Source organism: Bradyrhizobium sp. RDI18 (assembly GCF_043203335.1).
Lineage (GTDB): Bacteria > Pseudomonadota > Alphaproteobacteria > Rhizobiales > Xanthobacteraceae > Bradyrhizobium > Bradyrhizobium retamae.
The window spans coordinates 6,767,069-6,784,279 of the sequence record NZ_JBICRN010000008.1 but is presented as its reverse complement, the minus strand read 5'-3'; the positions used below and the strand labels follow the sequence as shown (position 1 = coordinate 6,784,279).

The 17,211-nt window shown below is 62.9% G+C and carries 20 protein-coding genes; 10 read left to right on the top strand and 10 right to left on the bottom strand.

From position 1 onward, the window contains the following. Positions 1–108 precede the first annotated feature (108 nt). Positions 109–1,032, top strand: a complete 924-nt coding sequence (locus ACFXS9_RS41715) for a GNAT family N-acetyltransferase (RefSeq protein WP_392699313.1) — start codon at positions 109–111, stop codon at positions 1,030–1,032. 126 nt (positions 1,033–1,158) lie between these two features. Here the strand turns inward: ACFXS9_RS41715 and moaB are convergent, their stop codons facing one another. Both moaB and ACFXS9_RS41705 read right to left on the bottom strand, forming a co-directional pair. Beyond that, positions 1,159–1,722, bottom strand: a complete 564-nt coding sequence (gene moaB, locus ACFXS9_RS41710) for a molybdenum cofactor biosynthesis protein B (RefSeq protein ID WP_392699311.1) — start codon at positions 1,720–1,722, stop codon at positions 1,159–1,161. A gap of 174 nt (positions 1,723–1,896) precedes the next feature. Beyond that, positions 1,897–2,832, bottom strand: a complete 936-nt coding sequence (locus ACFXS9_RS41705; protein WP_057841719.1) for a neutral zinc metallopeptidase — start codon at positions 2,830–2,832, stop codon at positions 1,897–1,899. Positions 2,833–3,110: 278 nt separating this feature from the next. On the opposite strand from ACFXS9_RS41705, the gene ACFXS9_RS41700 reads away from it, so the two are divergent. The 3 genes from ACFXS9_RS41700 to ACFXS9_RS41690 all read left to right on the top strand — a co-directional run bounded on the left by ACFXS9_RS41700 (position 3,111) and on the right by ACFXS9_RS41690 (position 5,641). Next, a complete protein-coding gene (locus ACFXS9_RS41700; RefSeq protein WP_392699309.1) occupies positions 3,111–4,244 on the top strand; it encodes a site-specific DNA-methyltransferase in 1,134 nt (377 codons plus the stop codon). A gap of 241 nt (positions 4,245–4,485) precedes the next feature. Continuing rightward, positions 4,486–4,812: a hypothetical protein gene (locus ACFXS9_RS41695; RefSeq protein WP_392699308.1), complete on the top strand. Its 327-nt coding sequence runs from the start codon at positions 4,486–4,488 to the stop codon at positions 4,810–4,812. A gap of 136 nt (positions 4,813–4,948) precedes the next feature. After that, positions 4,949–5,641 carry a glutathione S-transferase family protein gene (locus tag ACFXS9_RS41690; RefSeq protein WP_392699307.1) on the top strand — a complete coding sequence of 231 codons (693 nt, stop codon included), beginning with the start codon at positions 4,949–4,951 and terminating at the stop codon, positions 5,639–5,641. Between the two features lie 80 nt (positions 5,642–5,721). On the opposite strand, the gene ACFXS9_RS41685 is transcribed toward ACFXS9_RS41690, so the two are convergent. Next, positions 5,722–6,156, bottom strand: a complete 435-nt coding sequence (locus ACFXS9_RS41685; RefSeq protein ID WP_392699305.1) for a nuclear transport factor 2 family protein — start codon at positions 6,154–6,156, stop codon at positions 5,722–5,724. A gap of 89 nt (positions 6,157–6,245) precedes the next feature. On the opposite strand from ACFXS9_RS41685, the gene ACFXS9_RS41680 reads away from it, so the two are divergent. Beyond that, entirely contained in the window at positions 6,246–7,169 is a 924-nt protein-coding gene (locus ACFXS9_RS41680) for a LysR family transcriptional regulator (protein WP_392700298.1), read from the top strand. A 98-nt stretch (positions 7,170–7,267) separates the two neighbouring features. Here the strand turns inward: ACFXS9_RS41680 and ACFXS9_RS41675 are convergent, their stop codons facing one another. The 4 genes from ACFXS9_RS41675 to ACFXS9_RS41660 all read right to left on the bottom strand — a co-directional run bounded on the left by ACFXS9_RS41675 (position 7,268) and on the right by ACFXS9_RS41660 (position 9,289). Beyond that, on the bottom strand, positions 7,268–7,885 hold the full coding sequence (locus ACFXS9_RS41675) for a glutathione S-transferase family protein (protein ID WP_392699303.1): 618 nt from the start codon (positions 7,883–7,885) through the stop codon (positions 7,268–7,270). Between the two features lie 82 nt (positions 7,886–7,967). Then, entirely contained in the window at positions 7,968–8,444 is a 477-nt protein-coding gene (locus tag ACFXS9_RS41670) for a nuclear transport factor 2 family protein (RefSeq protein WP_392699302.1), read from the bottom strand. After that, positions 8,422–8,790, bottom strand: coding sequence for a hypothetical protein (locus tag ACFXS9_RS41665; protein ID WP_392699300.1), 369 nt, complete (start codon positions 8,788–8,790; stop codon positions 8,422–8,424). The genes ACFXS9_RS41670 and ACFXS9_RS41665 overlap by 23 nt, the downstream gene beginning before the upstream one ends. Beyond that, positions 8,696–9,289 carry a helix-turn-helix domain-containing protein gene (locus tag ACFXS9_RS41660; protein ID WP_392699299.1) on the bottom strand — a complete coding sequence of 198 codons (594 nt, stop codon included), beginning with the start codon at positions 9,287–9,289 and terminating at the stop codon, positions 8,696–8,698. The genes ACFXS9_RS41665 and ACFXS9_RS41660 overlap by 95 nt, the downstream gene beginning before the upstream one ends. Positions 9,290–9,403: 114 nt before the next feature. Between ACFXS9_RS41660 and ACFXS9_RS41655 the strand changes: the two genes are divergently transcribed. Continuing rightward, positions 9,404–9,778, top strand: coding sequence for a nuclear transport factor 2 family protein (locus ACFXS9_RS41655; protein WP_392699297.1), 375 nt, complete (start codon positions 9,404–9,406; stop codon positions 9,776–9,778). Positions 9,779–9,930: 152 nt separating this feature from the next. Here ACFXS9_RS41655 and ACFXS9_RS41650 read toward each other — a convergent pair whose 3' ends face one another. After that, entirely contained in the window at positions 9,931–11,673 is a 1,743-nt protein-coding gene (locus tag ACFXS9_RS41650) for an adenylate/guanylate cyclase domain-containing protein (RefSeq protein ID WP_392699295.1), read from the bottom strand. A gap of 384 nt (positions 11,674–12,057) precedes the next feature. Here ACFXS9_RS41650 and ACFXS9_RS41645 point away from each other — a divergent pair, with 384 nt between their 5' ends. Next, the gene (locus tag ACFXS9_RS41645) at positions 12,058–13,347 is read left to right on the top strand and encodes a flavin-dependent oxidoreductase (protein ID WP_392699294.1); all 1,290 of its coding nucleotides are present in this window, start codon (positions 12,058–12,060) and stop codon (positions 13,345–13,347) included. A gap of 17 nt (positions 13,348–13,364) precedes the next feature. Next, on the top strand, positions 13,365–14,153 hold the full coding sequence (locus tag ACFXS9_RS41640; RefSeq protein WP_392699293.1) for a DUF4239 domain-containing protein: 789 nt from the start codon (positions 13,365–13,367) through the stop codon (positions 14,151–14,153). A 30-nt stretch (positions 14,154–14,183) separates the two neighbouring features. On the opposite strand, the gene ACFXS9_RS41635 is transcribed toward ACFXS9_RS41640, so the two are convergent. Continuing rightward, a complete protein-coding gene (locus tag ACFXS9_RS41635) occupies positions 14,184–14,603 on the bottom strand; it encodes a PaaI family thioesterase (RefSeq protein WP_392699291.1) in 420 nt (139 codons plus the stop codon). Positions 14,604–14,678: 75 nt separating this feature from the next. Continuing rightward, complete coding sequence (gene mutY / locus ACFXS9_RS41630; RefSeq protein WP_392699289.1) at positions 14,679–15,779, bottom strand: A/G-specific adenine glycosylase; 1,101 nt, start codon at positions 15,777–15,779, stop codon at positions 14,679–14,681. Between the two features lie 171 nt (positions 15,780–15,950). Between mutY and ACFXS9_RS41625 the strand changes: the two genes are divergently transcribed. After that, positions 15,951–16,430 (top strand): DUF721 domain-containing protein, encoded by a 480-nt coding sequence (locus tag ACFXS9_RS41625; RefSeq protein ID WP_392699287.1) that lies wholly within the window; start codon positions 15,951–15,953, stop codon positions 16,428–16,430. 117 nt (positions 16,431–16,547) lie between these two features. Further along, complete coding sequence (locus tag ACFXS9_RS41620; protein WP_392699285.1) at positions 16,548–17,204, top strand: DsbA family protein; 657 nt, start codon at positions 16,548–16,550, stop codon at positions 17,202–17,204. The last annotated feature ends 7 nt before the right edge of the window (positions 17,205–17,211 follow it).

Here is a 17,211-nt window from a genome sequence, read left to right as displayed (position 1 = left end):
GGGCATGCCGTCACGGCCCCTCACCCCGCTCGCAACCGTGTTTCGCAGCACAAATATACTTGCCATAGTCAAATAATTATTTGACAATGGCAATTATAGAGGTGTGCGATGTCTCAATCCGTCGATCAGGTCCAGGCGGTTCGCGCCTTCAACCGCTTCTACACCCGCAAGCTCGGCGTGCTGGACCAGCATCTACTGAAGAGCCCCTTCTCGCTGAGCGAGGCGCGGGTGCTGTACGAACTCGCCCACCGTGAAAATCTCTCGGCGAAGGAGATCGGAGCCGAATTGGGTCTCGATGCCGGCTATCTCAGCCGGATCGTGCAGAATTTCGATGAAGCCGGATTGATCACCCGCGAACCGCTGCCGTCCGACCGCCGGCAATACCGGCTCGCACTGACGGCCAAGGGGCGTCAGACATTCGCAAAACTCGAGCGCAGCATGCAGGACGAAGTTGCAGCGATGCTGGCAAAGTTGCCGCGCGACGGCAAAGCGCGCTTGATCGGGGCGATGGCCGAGATCGAACGGCTGCTCGGTGAATCCGGCGGGCTGCCCTCACCCGCGGTGCTGCGCGGGCCGCGTCCCGGCGACATGGGATGGGTGGTGCAGAGCCACGGCGCGTTCTACGCCCGCGAATACGGCTTCGATTCCTCGTTCGAGGGGCTCGTCGCCGAGATCGCGGCGAAATTCCTCGCCTCATTCGACGCGTCGCGGGAACGTTGCTGGATCGCCGATATCGAAGGTGCGCAGGTCGGCTCGATATTTCTGGTGCGGCACACCGATGACGTAGCGAAGCTGCGATTGCTGCTGGTTGAACCGGCCGGACGCGGACAGGGTCTGGGTCATCGGCTGGTCGGCGAATGCGTCGCGTTCGCGAGGGCCTGCGGCTATCGCCGGATCACGCTGTGGACCCAGAGCATCCTGGTCGCCGCCCGCAAAATCTACCAGGAAGCCGGCTTCAAGCTGGTCGCCACCGAGCCGCACCGCAGCTTCGGTCAAGACCTGATCGGCGAAACCTGGGAGCTGGATCTGTGAAGCCCGCGCGCCGCGATACCTCGCGGCGCGTCACGCCGGAATTGATCGCGTTCCATACCAGGCGCGCACGTCAATTGCGCGTCGAGGCCTGGCACAACATGTGGCGTGCGTTATGGGCGTGGCTGGTCAGGCCGACGCGCCTTGGGCTTTAGGCCGCCGCAGGTGCTCATCCAGCCGCGGCATGATCTCGACGAAATTGCACGGGCGCGTGCGGTAGTCGAGCTGGGCGGCGAGGATGCCGTCCCATGCATCGCGGCAAGCGCCCGGCGATCCCGGCAGGCAGAAGATGAAGGTCGCCCCCGCCACGCCGGCGGTGGCGCGGCTCTGCACCGTCGACGTGCCGATCTTGGCATGGCTCAGCATGTGGAAGGCGATGGAAAAACCATCCATCCGCTTTTCGAATAGGGGCTCAACCGCCTCCGGCGTCACGTCGCGGCCGGTGAAACCGGTGCCGCCAGTGGTGATGATCGCATCGACGCCAGGATCGGCGATCCAGCGCTTGATGATGACGCGGATCGCATCGACGTCGTCGACAATGATCTCGCGCGCGGCAAGATGATGGCCTGCCGCCGTCAGCCGGTCGGCCAGCGTGGCGCCGGATTTATCGTCCGCCAGCGAGCGGGTATCCGAGATCGTCAACACCGCGATGTTGAGCGGCACGAATTGTTTGGTTTCATCGGTGGAGGACATTTGCGCTTTCCCCGTGTCCCGGACGCGGTGCAGCGCGTAGCGATGCGCCGCAGAGCCGGGACCTATTTGTGTCCGAGTAGCATGGGCCCCGGATCAGCAGCGCATCACCATAGCGCGTCGAAGACGCGCGTGAACGCGCTCTTGGCGCTGCGCAGCATCCGGGGCACGAGACCGTCACAGTGCTCCCGCCGCAAACGTGTTGCAGGCCTGCACCGTGCCCTGCTGGTAACCGGTCATGAACCACTGCTTGCGCTGCGCTGCCGAGCCGTGGGTGAAGCTGTCGGGCACCACCCTGCCCGTCGACTGCCGCTGCAGCGTGTCGTCGCCGATCGCGGTTGCCGTCCTCAGTGCCGCATCGATATCGCCGGGCTCGATGAAGCCCGGACGCTTCTTCTCTTCGCGATTGACCCAGACGCCGGAAAGACAATCCGCCTGCAGCTCGACCTTGACCTGCAGCGCATTGGCTTCCGCCTTGCTGCCGGCCTGCTGCTGCAATCGCTGCACGCGCGGCAGGATGCCGAGCAGGTTCTGGATGTGATGTCCCGCTTCATGCGCGATGATGTAGGCGGCGGTGAACTTGCAGGCACTGCCTGAACAGCCGCGGAAGCGCGTTTCGACTTCGCGGAAGAAACTGGTATCGAGGAAGATCTGCTTGTCCGGCGGGCAGTAGAACGGCCCCATCGCCGACTGCGCCATGCCGCAGCGGCCGCCATTGGTGGCGTTGCGAAACAGCACGATGCGCGGGCCGGTATAATTCTGCCCGCTGGACTGGAAGATCTCGCTCCAGCGGTCGTCGATCTCACCGAGAATACCGGCGATCATGCTGCCGACTTCATCCTTCGGCGCGCCGGTCTTGGCCGGTCCGGACCGGCGATCGGTCTGGTAGGTCGGCGCCTGACCGCCGCCGGTCAGGATTTCGGCGCCGCCGATCAGGATGCGTGGATCGATGCCGAAGGCATATCCGACGAGGCCGAGCACGATGATGGTGCCGATGCCGAGCCCGCCGCCGCCCATCGGCAGGCCGAAGCCGCCGCCGCCACCCATTCCGCCGCCGCCCTGGTCGCGACGGTCTTCGATCTCGTCGCTGCGGCGGAAATCATCGTAACGCATGGCGCTATTTCCTCATCCCCGGCTGTCGGCCCGAACCTTCAACGCGGCAGTCACGTAAAATTTCCATTTCATTAATCAATAACCCGCCCGGCAAAAATTGCCTAGTGCGCAAGCCGCCGCAATCTTTGCTGGTAATCTTGCCGATGATCTCTCTTCGCATTCTGCGTCGATAACTTTCTTGGTTAAGTCGATTTTTACTTTGCCCGGTCAATGTATCGCCAGTCGGTTGTTTAGTCCCGCGTCGCCGACAGCGTCGCCTGAGTCAGAGTAATTGAGTCATGGTTGTGTCGCGTCGCGGGGCGTCTGCAAGGGCGCCCCGCACCAAATTTGAGTCTGACTCAAGCGTGCGTATCGTCGTCGGCGATTGCGTCGCCGAGATGTCGAAGCTTCCGGCCGGTTCGGTCGATCTGGTGTTCGCAGATCCGCCGTACAACCTGCAGCTCAAGGGCGATCTGAAGCGCCCCGATGAATCCCATGTCGATGCCGTAAACGACGACTGGGACAAGTTTTCGTCGTTCGCCGCTTATGATGATTTCACCCGCGCCTGGCTGCTCGCCTGCCGCCGCGTCATGAAACCGTCGGCCACGCTGTGGGTGATCGGCTCGTATCACAATATTTTCCGCGTCGGCGCGATCATGCAGGACCTCGGCTTTTGGGTTCTTAACGATATCGTCTGGCGCAAGACCAATCCGATGCCGAATTTCCGCGGCCGCCGCTTCACCAATGCCCATGAAACCATGATCTGGGCGGCGCGCGACGAGAAGGCCAAGGGCTATACGTTCAACTATGAGGCCCTGAAGGCCGCCAACGAGGACGTGCAGGCGCGTTCCGACTGGCTGATCCCGCTTTGCACCGGCGAGGAACGCCTCAAGGGCGCCGACGGCAAGAAGGTGCACCCGACCCAGAAACCGGAAGGGTTGCTGGCGCGCGTGCTGTTGTCGTCGTCAAAGCCCGGCGATCTCGTGATCGATCCCTTCAACGGCACCGGCACGACAGGCGCCGTGGCAAAGCGTCTCGGCCGTCGCTACATCGGCTTCGAGCGCGAAAAGACCTATGCGGCTGCGGCCGAAGAACGCATCGCAGCGGTCGAACCGCTGCCCGAGGCGACGCTGGCGCCGTTCATGACGGCGCGCGACGCCCCGCGCGTGGCATTCTCCGAACTGATCGAGCGCGGCATGATTCCGCCCGGCACCAAACTGGTCGACTCCAAGAAGCGCCACGGCGCGCTGGTCCGCGCCGACGGCGCCATCATGCTCGGTGACAAGGTCGGCTCGATCCACCGCATCGGTGCGGTCGCCCAGGGCTCCGGCGCCTGCAACGGCTGGACCTTCTGGCACGTCGAAACCAAGAACGGCCTCAAGCTGATCGACGAACTGCGCGCCGAAATCCGCTCCGGGATGGCGGTGGGTTAGGGCCTGGTTCACCACATCGCGTCCGGGTGGCGGCCCGATGGCAGGGCCGCGCCAAAGCACCGTAACATGCGTACGGTTTGCGGGCCGACATGGCTCAAAATGCGGCTTGCCCAGACCATGCGCAGCCGGCGTGATTGGCCGGCATGGCAGCCGTGCCACGCTTGCAGGTGGCGTTGCGCCTTTTCGCCCCTATTTAAAGGTAAATGAGCTACATTCATTTTCCCATTACGAGATTGCTCCCATGCGCACGCGAGGCTCCGAGTCCTTCATTGTGCTGCCGCTGCTGCCGATCTTCCTGATCGGCCTGTTTCCGATGCTGCTGTTGAGCTTGCTGGGTCCGGCTGGGCTGATCATCCTCGGCATTCTGGTCGCCTGCGCAGGTCTGACCGACATTCTCGATGCCAGCGGCACGTTCAGCGAGCAGATCATCGTCCACGGCTATGCGCGAGGATCGGAACGCGCAGGCCAACGAACGGCGCTGCGTTCGGAAGTGCGCTTTGCGTCCGTCATGATCGCTGCCGGTGCGGGTCTGGCCGTCGTCGGCATAGGCGGCCTTGCGCTATCGTAAGCTCGCCGACTTGGTCACGAACTCGTCGCTTGCGCTCCTTTTAAAAGTTTGAGCATGGACGTGGCGCCGGCGGTAATGCCGCCGTGGTCAAAGTCCGCAACAAGCCTTGCTGCAAGAAGCAATCGGGGAATTCCAAATGCTCAAATTCTATTTCAACGGGTCGCCGAACCCGACCAAGGTCGCCCTCTTCCTGGAGGAAGCCGGCATCGCGTATCAGCCGGTTGCGGTCGACACCCGCAAGGGCGACCAGTTCAAGCCGGAATACCTCGCCATCAATCCGAACGCCAAGGTGCCCGCCATCGACGACGACGGCGTCACGGTGTTCGACAGCAACGCGATCCTGCTTTATCTGGCCGAAAAGACCGGCAAGTTTTTGCCCGCCAACACGCCGCAAAATCGCGCACAGATGCTGTCCTGGCTGATGTTCGTGGCGACCGGCGTCGGCCCGTACTCGGGACAGGCGGTGCACTTCAAGCATTTCGCGCCGAAGGACCAGAACCACGACTACGCCCACAACCGCTACCAGTTCGAGGCGCAGCGCCACTACGCCGTCCTCAATGATCATCTCGCCGGCCGCAAATATATGGTGGGCGACACATATACCATCGTCGACATGGCGCTGTGGGGCTGGGCGCGGATGGCCGCGTTCGTGATGGGCGATGATGCGGCGGCGAAATATCCCAACGTCAAGCGGCTGGTCGACGAGATCTCCGCGCGTCCCGCGGCGGCCAAGGCGATCGCGCTGAAGGATAACTTCAAGTTCAAGATCGAGATGGACGACGAGGCCCGCAGCAACATGTTCAGGCATATGTCGGTGAAGGCCGCCTGACCGAACGAACGCATTCAGGTAAAAACGGCGCTCTTGCGGGCGCCGTTTTTGATTTTCAGCTCGGCCGTTCCATGCGCGCTCTAAACCGCAACGGCAAGCTTTCGCTCCGCCGGGAACGGCCCGAGCACGCGCTCGACCAGCGCGGAATCGCAATATTCCTTGATCTCCTTGATCTTGCCGTTCTCGATGCGCCACACCATGCAATACTGATTGTCGTATCGCTCTCCGGCCTTGGTGACGTTGTCGCCGCGGGCTTCGACCACGACGTAATCGCCTTCCGCTATGAAGTTGAACGCCAGCGTGCGCGGCCGCCCGGCGGCGAGCAGTGACCGCAGATGACCCATCAGGCCGCTATTGATAGCCTCACGGCCCTTGAATTCGCCCGACCAGGAATACTGGCCGGTGACGACCCAGGTGACGTCCTCGGCGATATTGTCGAGAAAGGTCGTTCCGCTGCGGTTCGCTGAATCTGCATAGATTTGCTGCACTAGCTTTTTGTTCGCTGCTGCGCTCATGGCGGCTTCTCCTTTGATCCGATGTCGACATCATCACGCGCCGCGCGGCATTCTTCCAATCAATAGAGAGTATGATATATATTCACTTGATGAATTTGAATTCGCTTGACCTCAATCTGCTGGTGGCTCTCGACGCGCTCTTGAGGGAAACCAGCGTCAGCCGCGCCGCGATGCGGATCGGGCTGTCGCAGCCGGCGGCGAGCCACGCGCTGCAGCGGCTGCGCGACCTGATCGGAGATCCACTGCTGGTTCGAACCGGCGCGCGCATGGAGTTGACGCCGCGGGCGCAAGCCTTGCGCGCGCCGCTGGCGCAGGCGCTCGACCAGGTACGCTCGCTGTTCATCGCCGATGAGTTCGACGCTGCGCGGAGCGAGCGCCAGTTTCGCCTGATGATGCCGGATCTGGCGGTCGAGCTTCTGATGCCGCCGCTGATGGAGAAGATCACCAAGGCTGCGCCGAACGTCCGGATCGACGTGGTACCATGGCGCGGGCCGGCGATCTTCACCGCGGAATTCGCCCGCACCATCGATCTCGTGATCTCGATCGGCAACGCCTTCACCGGATTTCATCGGCAACGGCTCTACACCGACAGCGACGCGCTCGCCGTCCGGCGCGGTCATCCCGCCGGCGCGCGGCTGAAGCGGATCGAGACCTTTCTCGACGCGCGCCATGTCGCGGTCGTGATCCGCGGCCAGAACGAGGACCTGATCGACATGTGGTTGCGCCCCAAGGGCATCGAGCGGCGGATCGCGCTGGTCGTGCCGGGCTATCTCGAGGCGCTGCACGTCGCCGCGCGCACCGATCTCGTCGCCTTCGTGCCGCGCCGGCTGATCGGTGCGCTGTCGAAGCAATTGTCGCTTTCGATCGTCGCGCCGCCGCTCGATCCCGGAATCGACGAGCAGTTCATGTTCTATCCGACCCGCGCCCAGATGGACCCCGGCTCGATCTGGCTGCGCAACATCATGCTCGGCATCGGCCGCGAGATGGAGCGCGCGTCCAAGCGCGCTGCGTAGCGTGGACAAAGGAGCACGGCGACGTGCCACCATCCACGTGGAATTTGAGGATACATGGTGGGCACGGCGCAAGAGCGCCTTTGCCCACCCTTACGAAATCATGCCTTCTCCTCCGCCAGCACCTTCTGCACCGCTGGCCGCCCTTCCATCCGCTTGCGATGTGCGACGACCTTCGGAAGCTTGGATAGATCGACGCCATCGCCCTCCAGCCAGCCCGCGATGGTGTACAGATAGGGATCGCAGATCGTGTACTGCTCGCCCATCACCCACGGCCCCTTCAGCATCTCGCGCTCGATCAGCGCAAAGCCGGCGGCCATGGTCTCCGGCACCTTGCGCTTCATATCGGCAAGCGAGGACTCCTCGGCCGCCCAGCGATAGCCGCGCATCTTGTGGGCGTGGGACACATGCACGGTGGAACAGAGATAGCTGTTGAAGGACTGCGCCTGCGCGAAGGCGAAGGGATCTTCGGGCGCAAGCTGCGCCTTTGGAAAACTGCTCGCAATGAAGGCGAGGATCGCCGGCGTTTCGGTCAGCGTGCCGCGGTCCGTCACCAGCGCGGGCACGCGGCCCTTCGGGTTGATGGCAAGATATTGCGGGGTGGTCTGCTGGCTGTTCTTGAAGTCGAGCCGCTCTGCCGTGTAGGCGGCGCCGGCCTCTTCCAGAGCGATATGCGATGCGAGTGCGCAGGTACCGGGGGCGTAGTAGAGCTTGAACATGGCTGTCCTCACGGGAAAGCCGGACGTTAACGGCATGCTCATCCGCCGTCCACGCCCAAGTGGGTGGAGCGGCCTTCGCAGTTCAATTCGCCCGCGGCTGAAGCGTTCCCTCGATATAGACGCTGACGATCGTATCGTCGGGGGGATAGTGCTCGGGAGCCACCGCCGTGAGCTGAGCCTGGATGCACTTCCATGCGCCGTTCTCGAACAGATACGTATCGGTGTACATGGTCATGCCGGTCACTTCGTTACCGTCGCGGCGGCGGATGTGCTTGTTGGTGGAGCGCACCAGCGCAACGTCTCCGATGATGGTGACGAGCTCGTCACGGACGTCCCAGTAGACGATAACGTTAGGATCGAAGGCGGTCGCCCAATATTTCAGATAGGTCGCGCGATCCCACCGCTGGCCGGTCGGCCAGATATTGATGAAATCAGGGTGCAGTAATGCTTCGTGCGAGGCCACGTCGCGCGTTACGAAATTATGGATGAAGCGGGCGTTCAGGGCACGCAGTTCGTCCATCGTCCCGGCCGATGGATCATTCCGCAGGGCATGCTGCATTCTTGTCTCCCGAACTTTGTGAAAGGGCCAGTTGGTGCGCCTTCCTGGCGGTCGCATCATCAGCCGGAAAGAAGCACTCGATCTTGATTTGCTGCAGCGCCGCGTCCATCGGCATCGCCAGCGTCGTGAAGGTGGAGAAGAAGGCGAGACGATAGTCGCCCTTGGCCAGGTGCATCGTCATGACCGGCGAAGACGCCTGCGGATGCCGCGGCAGCCGCCAATCGGCCGACAACCCCGGATAGGCCATGATTTCATCGAGCAATTGCACCGCGGCCCGGCTGCCCTGCGCCACGTCGCGGTGCAGGATCAGGATCAACTGCCGCGCGAACTCGTCCCAGTTCAGCATGAACTGCCGCAAGCCCTTTTGGATGAAAGACGACGTGCATGGCGTTGTCCGCAAGGCCGTTTTCCATTTCGTACGCATCGCGGAAAGGCTTTAGCAGCCGCGCCGACGCCTGATTGCGGATGCGAACGTCCCAATGCCCGTCGATCACGATCCCCGGATAGGGCTCTTGCTGCCGGAGAATGAAGTCCAGCGCCTGCCGCACCGGCTGCAAATTGTCGGCCGCCAGCCCCTTGTCGCCATAGGGCGGCACGAAGCCCGCGGCGACATGCAGGGCATTCCGCTCCTCGAGCGGCAGGTCGAGCGCGCTGCCGAGTAGCTGCACCATCTCGCGGCTCGGCTGCGACCGGCCGGTCTCCAGAAAGCATAGATGCCGGGCCGACACGTTTGCGTCCGCCGCCAGTTCGATCTGGGTCAGCCGGCGAACGCTGCGCCAGTGCTTCAGCAGGCGGCTGAAATGTCCAGCCGGGATTTCGTGCGAGTTCGTGTCTGAAACAGCCATGCCGACAATCTAGACCATCGCGTCAGGACGGCAATTACCTCGGATGTAAGTGACGAACTTCGGAATTCCTTGCAGAGTGAACCCTGTAGAGACCGAAGTTCAAGGACACCACGGATGGACAGGAGCGCAATCGCGAAAACCGTAACGCAGTACATGGCGGCATGGAACGAGCCGGACGATGCGGCCAGACGCGCCCTGCTCGCGCAATGCTGGAGCGACAACGGCGTCTATCTCGATCCGAACGTCTCGCTAGCCGGACGCGACGCGCTGGCGGAGAAGATCGGTGAAGTGCTGGCCAGCCGGCCCGGCGCTCGGCCGGAGTTCATGAGCGGCATCGATGTGCATCACCATGTGGTCCGCTTCCTCTGGCGCCTCGTACGCCCTGATGGAACCTGCGGCGACACGTCGATCGATTTCGGCGAGGTCGGTCCCGACGGCCGTCTGGTCAAGATCGTCGGCTTCTTCGGCCCGGCCCCGCCGCTTCCGTAAACTAGGCCGTGTACTCACAAACTTGGCGTGAAGCGCTGAAGCCTATGTCCGCTTTACTCACAAAGCGACCTAGGTCGTGCGGCGGTGCAATATGCCGCGATGGGCCAATTGCAGACATTGCGTCTCGCGCTCGTCTGCACAGCGAACGCGGCTTACTCGGGCAACCCCGCTTTCCGAAGCCCCTCAATCAACAGCCTCGCGTTTGATTGTCCGCCCCGGGCGATGAACGCAGATATCGTAGAGGCGGGATCGGTCTCAAGCACACGCGCCGCCGCCTCACGCGCCTCGGCGTCGCGTCCGAGGTGGGCGAAAGCGGACGCGAGACAGCGGTAAGCTGTCGGATGGGAGGGGTTCTGACGAAGGGCTTTCTTCCCTGCGGCGATGGCCTCGTCAAAGCGACGAAGCTCAATAAAGGCCATCCCCATCCCGGTAAACGACCGGTGTAGCGTCGGGTCTACCGGGCTCATGCGCACGGCGCGTTCGAAGCTCCGGACCGCTTCCTCCGGCAGCCCCGCATTTCGATAGACCCAGCCTCTGCCGCGCCATGCCGTATATGAATTTGGGTTTAGCGCGACCGCGCGATCAGCCATTTCGATTCCACTTTCAATATCGTCGACCATGAACGCGGAGATTATGGCAGCGTACGCTAACGTTTCCGGATCACTATCGTCGATGCTCAATGCCAGGCGAAGCAGTCGAACTGCTTCCTTGCGGTTGAATTGAGGGTCGTCATAGCCCAAAAGGACCTTAAGCGTATAACAGTTCGCGGCCAGAGCCGCGGCAAAGCCGAACCGAGGGTCCAGCTCCAGAGCGCGATGCGCCAGCCTGAGCGCCTCTGCCAGCCCTTCGCGGGTCGATAGGTAATACTGCGGCAAAGCCCGGAGAAAACAATCATAAGCGGTGAGGTCCTCCGGTCGCCGCCGCGCCGCCAAATCGATTTCTGTTTGAAGCAATCTTGGCTGAATGGCCGAGACCACGGCAACGGTGACTTCGTCCTGGAGAACGAAAATATCCGTGAGGTCACGCTCGAACCTGTCCGCCCAAATGTGTGCCCCAGTAATCGCATCAATCAATTGCCCGGTGATGCGGACTTTCCCCGATGCCTTGCGCACCGACCCCTCAAGGACATAGCGCACGCCAAGCCTGCGTCCGACCTCCTTCACATCGACGGCTTTGTTTTTGAACGTAAAGCTCGAATTGCGGGCGATCACAAACAGCCATTTGAACCGCGAAAGCGCGGTGGTGATCTCCTCAACCATTCCGTCCGCGAAGTATTCCTGCTCGGGATCACCGCTCATATTGTCAAACGGCAACACGACGATGGAAGGCTTGTCCGGGAGTGGCGGGGCCGCACTTAGCCTATCGATCAGCATGCTGTGCGCTCCCGCGCGAACAGAGTAAGCGCGGACCGGCCTGGAGATGTTCTTGAGCCGCTGTTCGCCCCGGTCCTCGAAGCCAACATCCAGCTTGCCCTCGACCTCGCTGTACACCTTCTCGGAAATCAGGATGCCGCGCGGATCGGCGGTCCCCTCCAGCCGGACCGCAATGTTGATCCCGTCGCCAAAAAGATCGCCGTCAGCCCCGACGATAACCTCCCCGAGATTGACCCCAATGCGCAGCTTAAGGGAGCTTCGACCTGACGCGATGCTTTCCTGTATCTCCACCGCGCATCGCACCGCAGCCGACGGACTTGCGAACTCGGCCAACGCGCCGTCACCCGTGGTCTTGATCAGTCGCCCGTCGTGGCGGGAGAGGCCAGGCTCGATTACTTCGCGCTTCAGCCGCTCGAACTCGGCGTAGGTGGCCTCCTCAGCGCGTTGCATCAACGCAGAGTAACCGACCACGTCGGCAGCCAAGATCGCCGCTAATCGCCTTTGAACCCGCTGCTCTGTCACAGCGCACTCCGAACGATCAGACTAACCACGCCGCTGGGACAAGGGGGACCCTAACACTTTGTTGCGCACTTGTGAGCGGTAATCGCATGAGCCCGATTGCCTTAAGGGGCACTTTGCCGGGCCCGCGGCGCGGCGGCAATGAGCGTGCATCAACTCGGGAGGTCCGCCTTGGGTCATTTTCGACTAATCCAGCGGGGGGTCTGCTGGTTGATGTCCGCTTTGTTCCGGAAGCGCCGGTGCCGGGGCCAGGAGCATCTGTGTTTGGCCGGACGCCGTGAGCGTTAATGAGCCCACACCCTACCGGGCGGCAAGGGCTTTACCAGCCCTTCGCAGTTGCCCCCTGCCCTCCCTCATGCCATGACCGGGAAGCAACAGGGGCGTACCATGACTGTTCTCATCGCGGGCGGCGGCATCGGCGGGCTGACGCTGGCGCTCAGCCTGCATCAGATCGGGGTATCAGCTAAAGTTTTCGAAAGCGTGCCCGAACTGCGGCCGCTCGGCGTCGGCATCAACGTGTTGCCGCATGCGGTGCGCGAGCTGATCGAGCTCGGCCTCCATAATGTGCTTGATGCGGCCGCCGTCCGCACCAAGGAGCTCGCGTATTTTTCCAAACACGGCAAGCCGATCTGGAGCGAGCCGCGCGGCATCGAGGCCGGTTACAAATGGCCGCAATTCTCGATCCATCGCGGCACGCTGCAGCAGATCCTGCTCGATGCCGCAATCGAGCGGTTGGGAAGAGAGAACATCCTGACCAGCCATCACCTCTCCGGCTGGACCGAAACGGAGAATGGCGTCCGCGCCGAATTCATCGACAAGGCGACCGGCAAATCGAAAGGCGCTCACGATGGCGCGCTGCTGGTCGCGGCCGACGGCATCCATTCGGCGGTTCGGGAAAAGCTCTATCCCGACGAAGGCCCGCCGATCTGGAACGGGCGCATCCTGTGGCGCGGCATCACCGACAGCGACGCCTTCCTGTCCGGCCGCACCATGATCATGGCCGGCCACGAGATCCTGAAGTTCGTCTGCTATCCGATTTCGAAGCAGGCCGACAGCGCCGGCAAGTTCCGGATCAATTGGGTGGCCGAGCGGCACATGCCGCCAACCTATCAGTGGCGGCGCGAGGACTACAACCGGACCGCAAAGCTCGAAGAGTTTCTGCCCTGGTTCAAGGATTGGAAGTTCGACTGGCTCGACGTGCCCGGCCTGATCGAGAACTGTCCGCACGCCTACGAATATCCACTGGTCGATCGCGATCCGATCCCGCAATGGACATTCGGCCGGGTCACACTGATGGGCGATGCCGCGCACCCGATGTACCCGATCGGCTCCAACGGTGCGTCGCAGGCGATTCTGGACGCCCGCGTCATCGCCCGCGAGATCCTCGCGAAAGGCACGACCAATGCCGCGTTGTCAGCGTATGAAGCCGAGCGCCGGCCCGCCACGACCGACCTCGTGATGCTCAACCGCCGTAACGGCCCCGAGCAGGTGATGCAGATGGTCGAGGAACGCGCGCCCAACGGCTATAACGTCGTGACCGACGTGCTCTCGCTGCAAGAGCTGGAAGACATCGCCGCCAATTACAAGCGCGTCGCCGGCTTCCAGGTCGAAGGCCTCAACGCCAAGCCGCCGATTGTTCAGATCATGCCGGAAGCGCCGCGGGCTGGCGCCGGCTAAAAAACCAGGGCATCGGCATGAGCGACTGGCTGCATAATTTACCGGTGTGGGCCATGGCGCTGGTCGTCTTCGGCTTCACCTATCTGCTCGCCATCGCCGTTTTCCTGGGCGTGAACGCCCTCGCGACGGAGGAACGGGCAAAGTCCTTCAAAACCGTCTCTCCAGGCATGCTGCCGGTGCTTGGCATCCTCTTCGGCCTGTTCGTTGCATTCACCGCAGCCCAGGTCTGGAATGACAGTGATCGAGCCGCCGCGGCGGTGAGCCGCGAGGCGAGCGCGCTGAGAGCAGTGATGCTTCTCTCCGCCGGCTTGCCCGCGGAGAACGAGGCCAAGTTACGCGGCCTCGTTCGCGACTATATCGAACACTCCGCAACGGTCGAATGGCCGATGATGGCGCGCCAGACCGCCTCGCTCCGGGTCGCTCCGCCCGCGCTCGTCGAGGCCTTACAACTCGTCGTGGCGATCGCGCCGCAGGGAGAAGGTCAGCAGACCGCACAGCGCGAAATCATCTCCGCACTCCAGTCCGCGCTGGATGCACGAAGGCAACGCATCATTGTCAGCCAGGCTGAGGTGAACCCGGTCAAGTGGTGGTGCCTTTATCTGCAGGCGCTGTGCGAACTGCTGGTGATCGCGATCGTGCACTGCGACAATCGGCTGGCGTCGGCCATTGCGTTGGCGCTGTTCGCGACCGGTGTTGCCGCGTCAGTGTTGCTGATCGCCGCACATGACCGGCCGTTTACGGGCCAGATATCAATCGGTCCGGAGCCCCTGCTGCAAATCATGCCGAGCGATCTCACCAGCCGGTAAACGGCTTGCGGCCCGCCCGGCGCTATCAAACTATCGAATGGCCTTTGTGCTCTCGACCAGCCGCGCGCTGGTCGTAGCCGTCGCCAGCAGCGTGCCGTCTTCGGCTGTCAGTCGTCCTTCCACAAAGGCGACGGTCTTACCGAGCTGGGTAACTTTGGCTTCGCCGGTGATCGGCCCGGGCCTGGCCGGCGCGAGATAATTCACCGTCATGGTGATGGTTGCGGTGTAGAGCCTTCCTTCGGTCATGGCGAACACCGCAGGCCCCATGGTGTCGTCGAGCATCGCCGAGAGAATGCCGCCCTGTACGAAGCCCGCCGGGTTACAGAACTCCCGCTTGCCGTCGAAGCCGATGCGGATCCAGCCGTCCTTCGGCCGCGCGTCGAGCAGGCGCCAACCGAGCAGCTTTGAGGACGGCGGCGGGCTAAGACTATCGAGAGCGGTCGCGATCATGGGAACCTCCGTGAGGCTCCTTCCTAACGCAGCCCTGCTGCCAGCATGGTGTCAGCAGCGAGCAGCCTCGCATTTTCAAATGTCGAGCCCGTGGGCAATCGCCTTGCGCATCACATTGGGCAACGCCTCGTCGGCGAGCGTTGCAATCGGCACCCAGCGCATGCCCGCAGGTGGGTGCGTGCGCGCGGCGACATCGGCGGTGTAGATCACGAGCTCGAGCGGAAAATGCGTGAATACGTGAGTGACGACGCCGGTCTTGCGGTGCCAACGCGTCACGCCGTCGACCTGAGGCGCCTGCTTCAGCGCCATCTTGTCGTCCTGTCCGGCGAGCCAGGCCGAGCCGGGTACTTCCGTCATACCGCCGAGCAGGCCTTTCGCCGCCCGGGTGCGTACGAGGAGTTCGTCGCCGCGGGTGACGATGAAGGCGGCTCCGTGGCGCAGCATTCCCGCTTTCTTCGGCGCCTTGCGCGGAAACGTCTCTTGGTCGCCGCGCAGGCGAGCGGCGCAATCATCATCCAAGGGGCATAGCGCGCAAGCCGGCTTCTTCGGAGTACAGATCGAGGAGCCCAAATCCATCAGCGCCTGCGCGCTATCACCGGGGCGGGAAGGCCCCAGCAGCATCTCCGCCAATTCCCCGATCAGCGGCTTCGCCTGCGGCAATGGCTCCTCGACGGCGTAAAGCCGCGACACCACGCGCTCGATATTGCCGTCGACCGGCATGGTTCGGATATCGAACGCGATCGCTGCGATGGCCTTCGCCGTGTAAGGCCCGATTCCCGGCAATCGGCGCAGGCCTTCCTCGGTATCGGGAAATATCCCGCCATGGTCGCGCAGCACGGCGACCGCGCAGGCATGCAGATTGCGCGCGCGCGAATAGTAGCCGAGCCCGGCCCACATCCGCAGCACGTCGTCCAGCGAGGCGCGGCCGAGCGCAGCGACATCGGGCCAGCGCGCCAGAAATTTCCCGAAATACGGCCCGACCGTTTTGACGCCGGTCTGCTGCAGCATGATTTCCGACAGCCAGACCCGATACGGATCGGCCCGCTCGCCCGCTGCCGCGCGCCACGGCAAGCGACGGCGATGACGGTCGTACCAGTCGAGCAGCAGCGCAGGGCGGGAGGCGCTTCCGGCAGGTACTGCCTGTCGTTCGATTTTTGCGGCCGCGGAAGACGTCATCCACCTACTTTAGTGCCGGAACGCAAATCTCTCCACGTCATGCCCGGGCTTGTCCCGGACATCCACGTCTTTCTTGCGTTGATCCGATACGTGGACCGCCGGGTCAAGCCCGGCCATGACGAGGTTGCACTGACGATTTCTACCGCAATTGGCGCCGTGTTATAGAGCCCCATGGCAAAACCCGGCCCGATCTCGGCGAAACCTCTCTCCGTCCTGCTCAGCGACGTCTTTTCCGACGCCTATGCCAAGCAGGGATTTGCCGCACGCGAGCTGGTGACGCGCTGGGCCGAGATCGCCGGCTCGGAGATCGCTGCCCATTCCGAGCCGCTCAAGATGCAATGGCCGCGGCCGGTGGAGGGGCAGCCGCAGGAACCGGCAACCCTGGTGCTGCGGGTGGAGGGCCCGATGGCGCTGGAGATCCAGCATTCCTCCGATGTGATCCTGCAACGGGTCAACCGCTTTTTCGGCTGGAGCGCGGTCGGTCGGCTGGCGCTGCGACAGGCGCCGCTATCGCGGCGAAATCGCCCCGCGCCGCCGCGCGCGCCCGACGCGAAATCGGTCGCGAAGGTGGCCGAAACCCTGTCCGCCGTAGAGGATGAGGAACTGCGCGCCGCGCTGGCCCGGCTCGGCGCCTCGATCAAGCGAAATTGAGCCCGCAGCGCGGCACGACCGCCACGACCCGCCATTGCCACAACTGGCGTTTCAAGCTAGCGAAGGCTTCTTTTTCGCAGTTCTTTCGGGCGTGAACGCGCCATTCGGGAGCAGACTTTGATGATCACGCGCCGCGCCTTCACCGCCGCTCTCTCGCTGACCGGGCTTGGCCTGCTCGCCGGTTTCTCGCCGCTGCGGCTGATCACCGATGCGATAGCGCAGAGCCCCGCTGACGTCGCCAAGCCGCAATCGCTGCCCGACATGGGGCTTGGCCCGGCGAACGCTTCGGTGACCATCACCGAATACGCCTCGATGACCTGCCCGCACTGCGCGGCCTTCGCCGAAAAAGTGTTCCCGAAGATCAAGTCGGAATTCATCGACAGCGGCAAGATCCGCTACGTGTTCCGCGAATTCCCGCTCGACATCAAGGCGGCTGCCGGATCGATGCTGGCGCGCTGCATCGCCAAGGACGACGCTCCGAAATATTTCGCCGTCATCGATCTCCTGTTCAAACAGCAAAACGACTGGGTCGTGAAGAATACCACGGAGACGCTGACCCGGATCGGCAAGCAGGCTGGCCTTACGCAAACGCAGGTCGAGGATTGCCTGAAGGATCAGGCGCTGCTCGACAAGATCGCCGCCGACCAGAAATATGCCGCCGAGGTGCTGAAGGTGCAGTCGACGCCTACCTTCTTCATCAACGGCGAGATGATCAAGGGCGATCAGAGCTTCGAGGAGTTCGCAAAGCGCATCAACGCAATGCTGAAGAGCTGATTCGCGT

What these genes read in the sequence shown, in the direction of transcription:
- ACFXS9_RS41715 (WP_392699313.1), top strand. Translation starts at nt 109, where the DNA reads ATGTCTCAATCCGTCGATCAGGTCCAGGCGGTTCGCGCCTTCAACCGC.
- moaB (WP_392699311.1), bottom strand. Translation starts at nt 1,722, where the DNA reads ATGTCCTCCACCGATGAAACCAAACAATTCGTGCCGCTCAACATCGCG.
- ACFXS9_RS41705 (WP_057841719.1), bottom strand. Translation starts at nt 2,832, where the DNA reads ATGCGTTACGATGATTTCCGCCGCAGCGACGAGATCGAAGACCGTCGC.
- ACFXS9_RS41700 (WP_392699309.1), top strand. Translation starts at nt 3,111, where the DNA reads ATGGTTGTGTCGCGTCGCGGGGCGTCTGCAAGGGCGCCCCGCACCAAA.
- ACFXS9_RS41695 (WP_392699308.1), top strand. Translation starts at nt 4,486, where the DNA reads ATGCGCACGCGAGGCTCCGAGTCCTTCATTGTGCTGCCGCTGCTGCCG.
- ACFXS9_RS41690 (WP_392699307.1), top strand. Translation starts at nt 4,949, where the DNA reads ATGCTCAAATTCTATTTCAACGGGTCGCCGAACCCGACCAAGGTCGCC.
- ACFXS9_RS41685 (WP_392699305.1), bottom strand. Translation starts at nt 6,156, where the DNA reads ATGAGCGCAGCAGCGAACAAAAAGCTAGTGCAGCAAATCTATGCAGAT.
- ACFXS9_RS41680 (WP_392700298.1), top strand. Translation starts at nt 6,246, where the DNA reads ATGAATTTGAATTCGCTTGACCTCAATCTGCTGGTGGCTCTCGACGCG.
- ACFXS9_RS41675 (WP_392699303.1), bottom strand. Translation starts at nt 7,885, where the DNA reads ATGTTCAAGCTCTACTACGCCCCCGGTACCTGCGCACTCGCATCGCAT.
- ACFXS9_RS41670 (WP_392699302.1), bottom strand. Translation starts at nt 8,444, where the DNA reads ATGCAGCATGCCCTGCGGAATGATCCATCGGCCGGGACGATGGACGAA.
- ACFXS9_RS41665 (WP_392699300.1), bottom strand. Translation starts at nt 8,790, where the DNA reads ATGCTGAACTGGGACGAGTTCGCGCGGCAGTTGATCCTGATCCTGCAC.
- ACFXS9_RS41660 (WP_392699299.1), bottom strand. Translation starts at nt 9,289, where the DNA reads ATGGCTGTTTCAGACACGAACTCGCACGAAATCCCGGCTGGACATTTC.
- ACFXS9_RS41655 (WP_392699297.1), top strand. Translation starts at nt 9,404, where the DNA reads ATGGACAGGAGCGCAATCGCGAAAACCGTAACGCAGTACATGGCGGCA.
- ACFXS9_RS41645 (WP_392699294.1), top strand. Translation starts at nt 12,058, where the DNA reads ATGACTGTTCTCATCGCGGGCGGCGGCATCGGCGGGCTGACGCTGGCG.
- ACFXS9_RS41640 (WP_392699293.1), top strand. Translation starts at nt 13,365, where the DNA reads ATGAGCGACTGGCTGCATAATTTACCGGTGTGGGCCATGGCGCTGGTC.
- ACFXS9_RS41635 (WP_392699291.1), bottom strand. Translation starts at nt 14,603, where the DNA reads ATGATCGCGACCGCTCTCGATAGTCTTAGCCCGCCGCCGTCCTCAAAG.
- mutY (WP_392699289.1), bottom strand. Translation starts at nt 15,779, where the DNA reads ATGACGTCTTCCGCGGCCGCAAAAATCGAACGACAGGCAGTACCTGCC.
- ACFXS9_RS41625 (WP_392699287.1), top strand. Translation starts at nt 15,951, where the DNA reads ATGGCAAAACCCGGCCCGATCTCGGCGAAACCTCTCTCCGTCCTGCTC.